The organism is Shewanella sp. SG44-6 (assembly GCF_014164185.1).
Classification (GTDB): domain Bacteria; phylum Pseudomonadota; class Gammaproteobacteria; order Enterobacterales; family Shewanellaceae; genus Shewanella; species Shewanella vesiculosa.
Map to the genome: position 1 here is coordinate 1 of NZ_JACJER010000054.1, position 12,609 is coordinate 12,609.

Annotated in this window: 14 protein-coding genes and 1 riboswitch; of the genes, 12 read left to right on the top strand and 2 right to left on the bottom strand. The window is 41.4% G+C overall.

What is annotated here, in order from left to right; genetic code table 11:
* The 9 genes from H5185_RS11300 to H5185_RS11340 all read left to right on the top strand — a co-directional run.
* Positions 1 to 187: PaaI family thioesterase (locus tag H5185_RS11300; RefSeq protein WP_182742120.1), on the top strand; the 187-nt coding region annotated here is incomplete at its 5' end.
* A 62-nt stretch (positions 188 to 249) separates the two neighbouring features.
* A complete protein-coding gene (locus H5185_RS11305) occupies positions 250 to 642 on the top strand; it encodes a YcfL family protein (protein ID WP_124015746.1) in 393 nt (130 codons plus the stop codon).
* A gap of 135 nt (positions 643 to 777) precedes the next feature.
* Positions 778 to 885, top strand: a riboswitch (TPP riboswitch).
* Between the two features lie 57 nt (positions 886 to 942).
* On the top strand, positions 943 to 3,144 hold the full coding sequence (locus H5185_RS11310) for a TonB-dependent receptor (protein WP_182742121.1): 2,202 nt from the start codon (positions 943 to 945) through the stop codon (positions 3,142 to 3,144).
* 53 nt (positions 3,145 to 3,197) lie between these two features.
* Complete coding sequence (locus H5185_RS11315; RefSeq protein ID WP_124015748.1) at positions 3,198 to 3,458, top strand: YkoF family thiamine/hydroxymethylpyrimidine-binding protein; 261 nt, start codon at positions 3,198 to 3,200, stop codon at positions 3,456 to 3,458.
* 5 nt (positions 3,459 to 3,463) lie between these two features.
* Positions 3,464 to 4,174 carry a nicotinamide riboside transporter PnuC gene (gene pnuC, locus H5185_RS11320; protein ID WP_182742122.1) on the top strand — a complete coding sequence of 237 codons (711 nt, stop codon included), beginning with the start codon at positions 3,464 to 3,466 and terminating at the stop codon, positions 4,172 to 4,174.
* A 78-nt stretch (positions 4,175 to 4,252) separates the two neighbouring features.
* Positions 4,253 to 5,209, top strand: coding sequence for a phosphotransferase (locus H5185_RS11325; protein WP_182742123.1), 957 nt, complete (start codon positions 4,253 to 4,255; stop codon positions 5,207 to 5,209).
* A gap of 50 nt (positions 5,210 to 5,259) precedes the next feature.
* Entirely contained in the window at positions 5,260 to 6,105 is an 846-nt protein-coding gene (locus H5185_RS11330) for a DUF6279 family lipoprotein (RefSeq protein ID WP_182696930.1), read from the top strand.
* A 92-nt stretch (positions 6,106 to 6,197) separates the two neighbouring features.
* The gene (locus tag H5185_RS11335) at positions 6,198 to 6,797 is read left to right on the top strand and encodes a DoxX family protein (RefSeq protein ID WP_182742124.1); all 600 of its coding nucleotides are present in this window, start codon (positions 6,198 to 6,200) and stop codon (positions 6,795 to 6,797) included.
* 115 nt (positions 6,798 to 6,912) lie between these two features.
* On the top strand, positions 6,913 to 7,461 hold the full coding sequence (locus H5185_RS11340; RefSeq protein ID WP_182742125.1) for an NAD(P)H nitroreductase: 549 nt from the start codon (positions 6,913 to 6,915) through the stop codon (positions 7,459 to 7,461).
* A gap of 98 nt (positions 7,462 to 7,559) precedes the next feature.
* Here H5185_RS11340 and H5185_RS11345 read toward each other — a convergent pair whose 3' ends face one another.
* Complete coding sequence (locus tag H5185_RS11345) at positions 7,560 to 7,760, bottom strand: hypothetical protein (protein WP_124015754.1); 201 nt, start codon at positions 7,758 to 7,760, stop codon at positions 7,560 to 7,562.
* 189 nt (positions 7,761 to 7,949) lie between these two features.
* The gene (locus H5185_RS11350) at positions 7,950 to 8,654 is read right to left on the bottom strand and encodes a glutathione S-transferase (RefSeq protein WP_124015755.1); all 705 of its coding nucleotides are present in this window, start codon (positions 8,652 to 8,654) and stop codon (positions 7,950 to 7,952) included.
* A 225-nt stretch (positions 8,655 to 8,879) separates the two neighbouring features.
* On the opposite strand from H5185_RS11350, the gene H5185_RS11355 reads away from it, so the two are divergent.
* The 3 genes from H5185_RS11355 to H5185_RS11365 all read left to right on the top strand — a co-directional run bounded on the left by H5185_RS11355 (position 8,880) and on the right by H5185_RS11365 (position 12,608).
* Complete coding sequence (locus H5185_RS11355; protein ID WP_165870067.1) at positions 8,880 to 9,926, top strand: rhodanese-related sulfurtransferase; 1,047 nt, start codon at positions 8,880 to 8,882, stop codon at positions 9,924 to 9,926.
* A 630-nt stretch (positions 9,927 to 10,556) separates the two neighbouring features.
* Positions 10,557 to 11,960 (top strand): molecular chaperone, encoded by a 1,404-nt coding sequence (yegD, locus tag H5185_RS11360; protein ID WP_182742126.1) that lies wholly within the window; start codon positions 10,557 to 10,559, stop codon positions 11,958 to 11,960.
* A 180-nt stretch (positions 11,961 to 12,140) separates the two neighbouring features.
* Complete coding sequence (locus H5185_RS11365; RefSeq protein WP_124015757.1) at positions 12,141 to 12,608, top strand: CreA family protein; 468 nt, start codon at positions 12,141 to 12,143, stop codon at positions 12,606 to 12,608.
* Position 12,609: the final 1 nt, after the last annotated feature.

The window sequence follows — 12,609 nt, forward strand, 5'->3', positions numbered from 1 at the left end:
TAAGAAAGTGCCTAAGATTGTCGATTTTTCAATTGATTATTTACGCGCAGGTTTGCATCAAGACACCTTTGCTGAATGCAAAATTACTCGCCAAGGTCGTAGAGTCGCAAACGTCAGCATGAACTGTTGGCAAACCAACCGCAAGCAGCTGATTGCGACAGCACGAGCACATTTTCTACTGGATTAGTCATGATGTGCTGCTGTGTTAGAGACAAGTTCAATTGCATCTATTTATTAAGGGAATATTGTATGAAAACATCATTATTATGTCTTATCGCTTCTGCGCTGTTACTTTCGGCTTGTGCGCATAATACTGCGGGTATCTCTGCTAATTCTAGTGGCCAACTTAGGGTTGATAATACCTCATTTGCTCGTGACGTTAACGTGACCGATGTTTCATCACTTATGGTCGCGGACTTAATCAAAGCGTCAGCATTAATTCAAAGCCAATCGAGTACTGATTTGCGTATTCAATACAAATTCACTTGGTTCGATGCGAGTGGATTTACGGTTGAAGATGAAGCAAGCAGCTGGAAATCAGTTAAGTTACATGGCAAGCAGCAGTTACAAGTCGGTGCGGTTGCGCCCAATTCGCAAGTCACCCGATTTGAGGTCTATGTGAGGCAAGCATTCTCCAATTAGACTCCATTATCATTAGCTTTAAGCTTATTTATGACAATAATCGATGTGATTTAGTGTGAGGGTTAATTAATTGCATTGTTGAGTTATCAAATTGTGTCACTGCTCGTGTATTCATATTGAAGTTAGTTTATAATCGAGACCGCCAAGGGGTGTTCAGTAAAACCTGAACTGAGATGTCTGTATGACGAACCCTTAGAACCTGATCCGGCTTATACCGGCGTAGGAATGGGCCACACTATAACTCGGTGCACCTCTTATTCGCTACTCTTGCCGGATCTCAAAATTACTATTTGAGGTCCTATGTTCACGAAAAATTCTATTAGATTACACCACACCCCCATTGCCTTAGCGGTGATTACAGCCATAAGCTCACCTATTGCTATGGCTAAAACCGCTGATGTTGAACGCGTAACACCTGAATATGAAAAAATGGAAGTCATTGTCGTTAATGCTGATTTTAGTAATATCAGCCTTGAAAAAATGCCCTCCAGTGTCACCGTTATTGATGCGCAACAATTAGAAGATGAAGGCGCACAGCATTTTGAAGATGTGCTCAATTCGATTGCTAACTTTAATTGGTCTGGTGGTAGCTCTCGACCTAAATACTTCCAAATTCGAGGTGTTGGTGAGCAAGAGCAATATCAAGGTGCACCTAACTCATCAGTTGGTTTTGTGGTCGACGACATCGATTTATCAGGCCTTGGCATGGTATCGAGTATGTACGACATGCAACAGGTTGAAGTGTTGCGTGGTCCGCAGGGGACTCAGTATGGTGCCAACGCATTAGCCGGATTAATTTACCTAAAAAGTAACGACCCTACAGAGTCGTTTGAGCATGGCGCAAAAGTCAGCTTAGGTGACGATAACCTGCGCACTCTGTCAGGATTCAGCTCCGGCCCGCTCAATGACTCAGGCAAACTACTCTACCGGGTATCGTTAGAGCAACATAACCAAAATGGTTATCGTGACAACCTTTATCTTAATCGCGACGATACCAATGAGCGTGACGAGTTGACTGCCAGAGCGAAGTTACGTTGGTATGCGACTGACGATTTGCAAGTTGATTTAACCTTGTTACATGCAAACTTTGATAATGGCTACGATGTGTGGACATTAGACAATAATCCCAGCAACACCCTAACTGACCAACCTGGCGTCGATACGCAAAAAACCTCCGGTGCTGGGATTAAATTTATTTATTCTGGTATACCAACATTTGATTTCACGTCGTTAACCTCGTTTGCGCAAACCGACCACCATAATGGTTATGATGGCGATTGGGCTAATCCAGAATATTGGGCAAGCAAACAATGTGCAGCTTATGATGACTTTGGTGCCGTTAATGGCAGCGAACCTTGTGTTTACGATTATACCTGGGATAAAAAGGGCGACCGTAAAACCTTTACCCAAGAATTTCGTCTATCGTCAAAGACGGCTGGGCGTATTTTTGCAGGCAGCACCGACTGGTTAGTTGGCGTGTATGCGATGAATTTACAAGAAGATAATGACTTGTATTCAGAGTACAACACTTATCCAGATGAAGTGCTGCAGTCCAGTTACGATGCGACCAATTATGCGGTATTTGCTCAATTAGACAGCCATTTAGGTGATGAATATTTATTGTCTACAGGACTACGACTTGAACGTCGTGACAGTGATTATAGTGACAGTAATGAAGATAATTTCGCCCCATCAGAAGATATGTGGGGCGGGCATATTGCGTTATCAAAAGCCATTAATGCTGACCACAATGCCTATGTACGTATTGCCCGCGGTTATAAAGCGGGTGGTTTTAATATGACATTACCAGCTCAATTATCAGACAAAAAAGAGTTCGATACTGAGATCCTATATAACTATGAATTGGGCTTGAAATCGAGCTGGTTTGACGGTGAAGTCGATTCTACATTTGCGCTATTTTATATGGATCGCCAAGATCAACAAGTCGCCGCGTCGTTACAAGATCCTGATAGCCCCCAACGGTTTATTCTATTTACTGAAAATGCTGGTAGCTCGAATAACTATGGTGCAGAACTCGATGCTAAATGGTATTTAACCGAGAATATTGAGTTTTATGGCAGCTTTGGTTGGTTAGAAACCGAATATGGCCGATATCAATACAGCGATAAATATGGCTCAACTGTCGATTTGTCTGGCCGTGAACTGGCTCATTCACCTAACGTTACCTACAGTGCCGGTATGACCTATGTTGCTGACTCTGGTTGGTTTGCCAACGTGAATGCCAGTGGTAAAAGTCAGTTTTATTACTCAGACAGCAACGAGTCCAAGTCAGATGCTTATACCATTTATAATGCCCGTGTAGGTTATGAAACGCCAACTTGGTCGGCTTATTTATGGGGCCGTAATGTGTTTGATGAACAGTATGGCGTGCGTGGTTTTTTCTTTGGCAACGAGCCAGATCAGGGCTGGGTAGATAAACAATATATTCGTTACGGTGACCCTCGCCAGTTAGGTGTGACCTTAGAAGTCCAATTTATGTAATTAAACAAGACCGCTGTAACTTAATTTACAGCGGTGTTAATTAAGGAATTAACATGAAATTAACAGCAGAAATCAGCATGTATCCGTTGAATGAAAATTATCTTGATCCGATTAAGTGGTTTATCGGCAGACTAGATAGTTATAGCAATATTGAACGAGTCACTAATGCGATGGCAACACAGGTGTGTGGCGAGTATGCGGATGTAATGTCGATGCTAGCCATTGAAATGCAAGCGGCTCATCAGAAATGGGGCAAGGCTGTGTTTGTGTGTAAATTTATCGGTGGTGAACTTGACCTTGCACATAGCGAATAACATTCATGAATGATTTATTGTTAACGCTGCAACAAGCCTTGAGTGAGGCGTCATTAATGACGTTTTGGGAGGCGATTGCGGTTATGTTAGCCTTGGCTTACTTAATTCTGGCGATGAAGACCAATATTTGGTGCTGGTCTGCCGCATTCGTTAGCACTGCGATTTACACGGTATTATTTTGGAATGTTTCCTTGTTGATGGAATCGGTGCTCAATATCTATTACATGGGGATGGCGGTATACGGTTATTGGTTGTGGTTACATGTACCAAACTTGCAGCATAGAAATTCCCACAATATTGATTCACATAATAATACTCATCACACCATAGATACTCACCAGCTGAATATAACCAGTTGGTCTTGGAGTGCTCATGCCGTTGTGATTGGCGTAACATCATTGGTTTCTATGCTGGTGGGGTATGTTATGGCCAATTATACCTCGGCAGCATTTCCCTATGTTGACGCGGCAACCACGTGTTTTGCGGTAGTAACAACCTACTTAGTCGCCAAAAAAGTGTTGGAGAACTGGCTTTATTGGGTAGTCATTGATTTTGTGTCTATCTATTTGTACTTCCAAAAAGGCTTGATGTTGACCTCTGGGCTGTTTGTTTTATATGTCGCGATGGCCTTGGGTGGCTACATCATGTGGCGCAAGAAATATCGTCACAATATAATACAGCAACAGAATATCATCCAAGGCGTGGTTGGCGCATAGCCAACCACTTTCCCTTTTTAATAGAGTAAATATCAGATGCCACAAGCCTTGTTATCTCTGCCTAATGAGATACTTGATATGATTGAGCAAACGATGCCAGTCCCATTGTTTCAGCAACTTGCTGCACAATGTACGGCGGTAATGGTTTTTAATATAGGCATGAGCAATATTAATATTAAGCTCTGTTGTAACGATGGCGATAAGGTATTAAGAGTCAATCAAGCTCACAGTAATTGGTGTGATAGAAAGCTTGAAGTGGCTTGTTGGCAAGTCGCGATGGCAGCTAACATTGCACCGGCCCTGATTTGGGTCAGTGATAATAATCAAATATATTTAAGTGAGTTTATTGATCAGCAAAACATGGATTGGTCGATCTTGTTTACAATGCGTGGTCAGGCATCGATTCGACAAGCAACAAAGACGCAGATTACAGCAGTGGATGCGGTGCCTTTATTAAGCGAATTATTTCGAACGCTCAGTGGATTACCCATACCGAATAAAAGTATGACTGTGAGCACTCAGTGGCAACAATACGCACATCAATTAGACTCATTAAGTGCATCTCAAACCAATTTGCAGTGGCAACACGCTTGGCAGCAATTATTGCGCTTAAATGGCCTTGTTCGACAGTGGTTATCGCAGCTGGAGGCTTGTGTGTTGCTGCCTGCTTTTTGTCATCGAGATTTGACCCCGCATAATTTACTGCTCAGCGGTCATCAATCGCAGCGCTTATTATGCATTGATTATGAATACGCGGTGGCCAGTCATCCGTTATTTGATTTAGCCAGTGTGATCGCCACACATGAGTTATCATCAAGGCAAGTAAATCAATTAGTTGATAGCGTTATCTTGCAGTATTGCCAAACCTCTAATCTTACAGATGTTGCTGCAGCTAAAGCGGCATTACCAGCAGCCATCAATTGTTTTTGGCTATTTTCAGCGATGTGGGCATTATTAATGGCCGCCAAAGAACCACAAAAATCCACAAAATACATACATTACTTTACAAAATATTTTACATTAATGACTTGCTAATATGCCCTGATAACGTACAAATAAGATAAGTTTTGCAAAGGGAATCATTTGTGTCTAAAAAATTAATTATCCTGCTGTTAAGCAGTTTATTTTTTGTTGGCTGCTCAACTAAAGTAAGTTACTTCTTTTTGGATTGGGCGATTGAGTGGGAAGTTGAAGAATACGTAGACTTAACCTCAGAGCAACAAGACAAATTTGATCTCATTGTTGAGTCTTTTCTCGTCTGGCATCGCCAGCAAGAGTTGCCACGTTATCGTGATCAACTGTCATTATTATCAAGCTTAACCAATCAGCAGACCATGACGCCAGAGTTATGGCTTGAACAAGTCTCAATGGCAAAAGCTCATTGGTATCGTATTTTCGATTTTGTTATGCCAGATCTGTTACCTCTTATTGCGAGTCTAAGCGATGAACAAGTGGAGCAGATTTTAGTGCAGCTGAAAAAAGAACAGCGAGAGTTAATTGAAGAATATGCAGGTAAAGATCAAGCCGAATTGATAACCGACTCAGACAAAAGAATCGCGAAGCAATTATCTGAATGGACAGGGAATGTGACAGATGAGCAAAAAGGTATTATTCACCAAGCCAATACTGAACGATTAGCAACATTAGATATGTGGTTAGAGTATCGCCATGAGTGGTTGAGCCAATTTGAACAAGCACTGAAACGCCGCCAGCAAACAGAATATTTTACTCAACAAATGACGTTATTGATGGTTTCACCTGACGAGCTAAAATCTCAAGTCTATCGAGATAATGTAACTGAAAATACCCGAAAATTCGGTTCAATGTTGATTACTTTAAATCGCACTTTTAGTCCAAAACAACGTAAGCATTTCGATAAAAAACTAACAGAGTTAGTGGATGATTTAACTGAGCTTCATTTAGACAAATAAACAAGCATCTAATGAGTATCATAGCCTCAGCTGAAATCTTTTCTATTCTTCGCGGGTCTCTTGAAGTAATAACGAGATCAGTAGGGATGATTATGCAAATGCTTAGCGGGTTATATCAACAGTTTTTAAATGTCATTAAACACATTCAAGGTTTTGCGCCATTAGCGTTGAGAATTTATTTAGCACCTGTGTTAATGCAAGCCGGTTATAACAAATTATCACATTTTGAAGACTCCGCCGCTTGGTTTGGTAATCCAGATTGGGGATTGGGTTTGCCTATGCCTGAAGTCATGGTAGTAATGGCAGCAGGTACAGAATTGTTTGGTGGTTTTTTACTGCTAATCGGACTTGCTACTCGCATGGTTGCAATGCCTATGATGATGACCATGTGCGTAGCCGCTTTTGCGGTGCACTTACCTAATGGTTGGTTAGCCATTGCCGATCCCAGTTCGTGGTTAGCAAATGAGCAAGTATTAGCATCAACGGAAAAGTTGGCTGCGGCCAAGTCTATTTTACAACAGCATGGTAACTATGAATGGCTTACCAGCTCAGGTAACTTGGTTATCCTTAATAATGGTATTGAGTTTGCTATGACCTATCTCATCATGTTGTTTGCTCTCTTTGTACTAGGGGGTGGGCGCTACACCAGTGTTGATTATGTTATCGCTCAGCGTTTTTTAAAAAATGCCTAACTAGGATCTGTTTTAATTGAGTCCAAAAAGATCAACCCTGTTTTGAATATATCCCACCCAATAGGTGGGATATTTGTTAATATCGGTACCTGAATTCATTCCAAAGGAGCGTATCTTGGACGCAACACAACTACTCCTGACTCGCCAGTCTACACCACGCCTAATTGCCCCAGCACCAAATGCTGAGCAACTTACATTATTGCTCAATGCAGCTGCAAGAGTGCCTGATCATGGAGCATTGAACCCATGGGAATTTATTATCGCAATTGATGATGGTTTAGCTAAATTGGCAGACATTTTCGTTGACGCCGCTAAAATAACGGGAGCCGATGAAGCATTTCTCACCAAAGTGGCCAATATGCCTTATCGCGCCCCCATGGTCATTACTGTGGTTGCAAAAACACAAGTACACGATAAAGTCCCCATTTTGGAACAGCAAATTGCAGCTGGTTGCGCCACAATGGCAATGCAACAAGCCGCTTTTGCCATTGGACTCGGTGCCGTATGGCGCACTGGTGATTTTGCTTTTGACGCTAATGTACACCAACAATTAGGCTTGTCTAAGCAAGACCAAATTGTCGGTTTTTTATATGTGGGAACACCTGCGGTAACTGCGCCAATAAAACCACTAAAAGAAGGTCAGCAATTCGCTCGCTATTTATAAGCTAAGCCAATACAAGATATGAGCCTTACTTTAACAAATATAAAATGAGGCTCGTTTTTGGCGATTCAATCAGCTAATAAAAGCATTTATGTCAATGGCTATTCGTAGAACTCAAGTGGGATCATGTTCTGATAAACATAATAACCTAACGGCCCCATTAACAAACTGAGTGAAGACCACACAATCCGTTGGGCATTTTTGATATGTGCTTTCGACGTTAAGGCTCGATAGCAAAAGTGAATATGTAAAATCAATAATGCAATAAGCATTAAGACTAACGTAATGTCCATATTATCCATGTCATGTTCCTTTGCGTTCCAGCAATGACTTAGTTAAGTATAAGTTTACAATTGAAATCTGTAGTCAAAAGAATAAAAATCCATTTTCTTTAACTGCTATTCATTGTTTATGTTATTTAATTTACTTGAAAAATAAACCAATTCATAGCCTGTAAACCATTAAATATTCATAATTTTTTAATTTTTGCACTAAGGTATGACGCGTCCATCATCATTCGTTGAATGTTTGAACTGGATCTTATTTTGTTGTGGTAACCACAATGGATATTTGTACATCGCCAGAATAAATAATCGGCTATTGACTAGCGTGGCCAACCAAGTATGGACTTTAGGGTAGGGCATGCCGTTAAACCATGCAGGTTCAACATTAGCAAATTGCCTAATAAAGGGGAAAATAGCAAAATCGGCTAAAGTAGGCGTGTCGGTACACAAATACAGGTGTTTTTGTAACTGATTTTCCAGTAACTGAATAAACTGCTCAGCGTGTTGTCGGTAGTATAGTTGACTGTATTCAGGGTACCTGTCTGCATACTTGTATTTATCTAGCCAAGGCTTAAAGTCACAATCGTTAGCATTTATGAGCCTTGTCGTTGTGGGCTTATCTAACCATGACAATAGCGATTGATACTCGCCAGGTGTTAAGTGATGGGTTGCAATATCAGGATACTCAGTTAATGCATAGCGCATGATATCAATGCTTTCACTGATCACTTGGTTGTCCTGTGTGACTAATACGGGCACAGTACCTTTGGCTGATATCGCTAACATCTCCCTAGGTTTATGTTTAAGTTCAATTTCACGTACTAGTGGGTTTAGCTGGCTTAAATGTATCCCCATACGGGCGCGCATTGCATATGGGCAGCGACGAAAGCTATATAAAATGGCACAATTCATTAGATGTCATATAAAATTAAGTCTTACTAATAGAGTAACGCTTTAGAGATAAAAATCCCAAAATAAAATGCAAATCACAGTGAAAACCGTGGTTGGAATTGTTTTAGTATTTTTTTTAGTGTGATTTAGGTATACTTTCGGCCGTTTTTTTGAGTCTGCACACTGTGTGCGGACCTTATTATATGCACTGGAAATTAAGTTCCAGCTAGCGGAGACGCCACTGTTATGCAAGACACTCATCAACACCTTACTCAACACTCTCAGCCAGAGACATTGCAACCCAGCTCTAAAGTTGCGGTGTGCGCATTATATAAATTTGTTGCCTTACCTCATTTTGAAGCTATTCGTCAGCCATTGCTGACTGTGATGGAACAACATGATATCAAAGGAACCTTGTTACTGGCCCAAGAAGGGATCAATGGCACCGTTGCTGGAACCCAAGCTGCGATTGAAGATTTATTGACTTGGTTAGACACACAACCAGGTCTTGATAACATTGTCACCAAGTGGTCTTTTGACGATGAAATGCCATTTTACCGCACCAAAGTAAAGCTTAAAAAAGAAATCGTCACTATGGGCGTTGAAGGTATCGACCCGCGTAAAGTGGTAGGTACCTATGTTAAGCCGAAAGACTGGAATGCCCTGATTTCAGATCCTGATGTGGTGCTGGTTGATACTCGTAATGATTACGAAGTGAAGATAGGCACATTTAAAAATGCCGTCAATCCTGTTACCGAGACGTTTCGTGAGTTTCCTGAGTACGTTAAACAAAACCTCGATCCTGCTAAGCATAAAAAAGTGGCGATGTTCTGTACCGGTGGTATTCGTTGTGAAAAATCGACGGCTTATTTAAAAGAGCAGGGCTTTGATGAGGTGTATCACCTTGAAGGTGGCATTTTAAAATATCTTGAAGAAGTCGAGCAAGAACAAAGCCTATGGGAAGGTGAGTGTTTTGTATTTGATAACCGCGTGGCGGTGAATCACAGTCTTGAAAAAGGTCAATACGATCAGTGTAATGCTTGTCGTATGCCGATAACTGAAGCCGAAAAGCAAACTGATGCTTATGTTCAAGGCGTGAGTTGTCCGCATTGCATCGATAAGGTACCCGCTGAGCAGCGTCAGAGATTTATTGAGCGTGAGCGTCAAGTTCAATTAGCCAAACAACGTGGCGAAGTTCATATTGGCAGTGATGTAAAGCAAGTCATTGATGCACGCCGTCAGCACAAAGAAGCTCAGCGTAAATCCCAAGAAAAAGTAAACAGTAAAGGTTAACCGTTAAACTACAGAGTGAACTAAACAGTTAAAGCCCATCATTGCCGATGGGCTTTTTTGTGGCAGAGCGCCGTTATCATCGAAGCTCACTAAGTTGTCACTGATTGACTAAAAATACATTACAGCGAACCCATTCCTTGATTAACGCTAGATAAATCACATCAAGCTTTTCTTGTAGATGAATCACCTTATCTTGTATTTTCGCCATTGCTGGATAATAAAATTGCGCGCCGTACAGAGGCGATGCAAACGTTAAAAACTCTCCATGCTACTCGAAAAATACCTAACAACCGTACACGTTCAGTTAATGGACCATGTTTATCGTAGGCTTCTTGCAACACTCAGGCATTAAAGGATAACCAGGATAACTCTTAGTCAATTGAGCGATTTTTAAGCCGAAGATGCAATGAGACCTGTTAGAAGATTGATATGCGACATATTGAATTATCACTATCTAACTAAAAGTATTAATGGAGAAATACTCTGTGGCACTTAGTTTATGAGGTTTTATGACAGATTTATTGATGGGCTGAGCTTTTCCTTGGTACAAAACCGCATAAATGGTTTAGCAAAGCCGATTATTATGCTATTTTGAGCGCTTTTTTTATTTGAATGACTAAAGGTAGGCCGATGTTTGTTGGATTCGATTATGGCAGTGCTAACTGCGCGATTGGGGTAATGATTGATAATGCAGTGGCGTTATTGCCATTATCAGCGGACTCAGATTTCATGCCGTCAACATTATATGCGATGGACCGCGAGCTAATAGCCGAAGCTGTATATTGGGGCTTACCTGAACATTTAAAAGCGCAGTATTCTCATTTACGCAGTTCGCAATTGATGCGGGCGAAACAAATGCGCCATGAGCTAGATCTGTCACCAAACGAGCAAGCCGTGTTTGTTGGACAAGCTGCAATAGATGCCTATTTGGAGATGCCTGAAGAAGGTTTTTATGTGCGTTCACCAAAATCTTTTTTAGGTGCTAATGGCCTGCGTGTTGAGCAAATTGCCTTATTTGAAGACATTGTCACCTTGATGATGCAGCACGTTAAATCCCTAGCCGATAAGGCATTAAATGCCAAATCACTGACATCAGCGAGCCATGCGGTGATCGGCCGACCAGTTAATTTCCAAGGCATTGGTGGCGAAGAAAGTAATCTGCAGGCCGAAGCTATTTTACGTCTAGCGGCGACGCGTTCGGGCTTTACTGATGTAACGTTTTTATTTGAGCCCTTAGCGGCGGGGATGGATTTTGAGTCAAATCTTAACGATGACAATACCGTGCTTGTCGTTGACGTTGGCGGTGGTACCACTGATTGCTCTGTGGTAAAAATGGGCCCGTCACATATTCATCAACAAGACCGAACGTCGGACTGCTTTGGCCATTCAGGCCAACGTATCGGCGGTAATGATTTAGATATCGCACTAGCAATGACAGGCTTAATGCCAAGTTTTGGTGCTGATACCTTAATGATTAACGGTAAACCTATGCCAAGAACGCCTTTTTGGAACTCGGTTGCGGTAAATGACATCAGTGCTCAACGTGATTTTGTTAGTTTACAGTCGCGCAAATTAGTTGAGCAGTTAATTAAGGAAGCTCAGCAACCTGAGCAATTAGTTCGTTTACAAAAAGTACAAAAAAATCAAATGAGCTATCAAGTTGTCCGTCAAGCTGAAGCGGCGAAGATCAGTTTGTCTGATCATGACACGATTCAATGTCCATTGGATTTTATTGAAAAAGGCTTGTTTGTCCCTCTAAGTGCAGCGCAGTTTGCGCAAGCCATCAATGATCCTCTCGCTAAAGTTGAGGCGTTAATGAAACAAGCAATGCAAACGGCTATCACTAAAGCGGAACAACAAGATTGCGACATGCCAACCACTCCTGATATCGTGTATGTCACAGGCGGGACAGCCCGAAGCCCAGCGATATACGATAGAATTGCGAGTGTGTATCCTGATGCTAAAGTCGTGGTGGGTGATCATTTTGGTTCGGTAACAGCAGGTTTAACTCGTTGTGCTCAAAGCGCATTTTAACGAGATTACATTTAACAGATAAAGGCTCGTTATTATGCGAACAAATAGCCTGTAGGTTAGCAACCTTGTTAGCCAAGAGCTCGACCTTATGAAGCCCTTAAGTAAGTGTAATGGGGCGGTGCGAAGATATAGGCAAGCTCTTTTGACGATAATTACTGTCCAATTTTATAAGGTTTACTGATGAAAAAAATTCTTACCGCGATATGTTTAGCTACACTTGTTACAGCGTGCTCTGATAACGAAGTTGGTGATGTTTCACTGGGAATGTTTACTACGCAAGATATAAAACTAAATATTTTAAAAGATGAAATTGTCTCTGGTGTAACCTGTCATATCGCCTCAATCGAAGCCAACCTGAGTTTTTCAGACCCAAGTGATAGCTCCATCTCTTGCAGACAAACTGGTGAGATCACTGCGGATATGATTGCACAAATAGATAAGAGTAAATCAGGTGAAGTGGTATTTAAAAAATCAAAAAGTATTTTTTTCAAATCAATGAAGATTAGAAGGATCTTCGATGCTGAAAATCAAACCCTGATGTATGTTTCTTATTCTACTAAAGAAACATCAGGAAGTTTTAAGCATAGTCTTTCGACAGTGCCACTTTGGGGAACCAAAGCCTATGTTGAGCCAATTCAAGCTCAATAAT

What these genes read in the sequence shown, in the direction of transcription:
- H5185_RS11315 (WP_124015748.1), top strand. Translation starts at nt 3,198, where the DNA reads ATGAAATTAACAGCAGAAATCAGCATGTATCCGTTGAATGAAAATTAT.
- H5185_RS11365 (WP_124015757.1), top strand. Translation starts at nt 12,141, where the DNA reads ATGAAAAAAATTCTTACCGCGATATGTTTAGCTACACTTGTTACAGCG.
- H5185_RS11335 (WP_182742124.1), top strand. Translation starts at nt 6,198, where the DNA reads ATGCAAATGCTTAGCGGGTTATATCAACAGTTTTTAAATGTCATTAAA.
- H5185_RS11350 (WP_124015755.1), bottom strand. Translation starts at nt 8,654, where the DNA reads ATGAATTGTGCCATTTTATATAGCTTTCGTCGCTGCCCATATGCAATG.
- H5185_RS11310 (WP_182742121.1), top strand. Translation starts at nt 943, where the DNA reads ATGTTCACGAAAAATTCTATTAGATTACACCACACCCCCATTGCCTTA.
- yegD (WP_182742126.1), top strand. Translation starts at nt 10,557, where the DNA reads ATGTTTGTTGGATTCGATTATGGCAGTGCTAACTGCGCGATTGGGGTA.
- H5185_RS11345 (WP_124015754.1), bottom strand. Translation starts at nt 7,760, where the DNA reads ATGGATAATATGGACATTACGTTAGTCTTAATGCTTATTGCATTATTG.
- H5185_RS11325 (WP_182742123.1), top strand. Translation starts at nt 4,253, where the DNA reads ATGATTGAGCAAACGATGCCAGTCCCATTGTTTCAGCAACTTGCTGCA.
- H5185_RS11355 (WP_165870067.1), top strand. Translation starts at nt 8,880, where the DNA reads ATGCAAGACACTCATCAACACCTTACTCAACACTCTCAGCCAGAGACA.
- H5185_RS11305 (WP_124015746.1), top strand. Translation starts at nt 250, where the DNA reads ATGAAAACATCATTATTATGTCTTATCGCTTCTGCGCTGTTACTTTCG.
- pnuC (WP_182742122.1), top strand. Translation starts at nt 3,464, where the DNA reads ATGAATGATTTATTGTTAACGCTGCAACAAGCCTTGAGTGAGGCGTCA.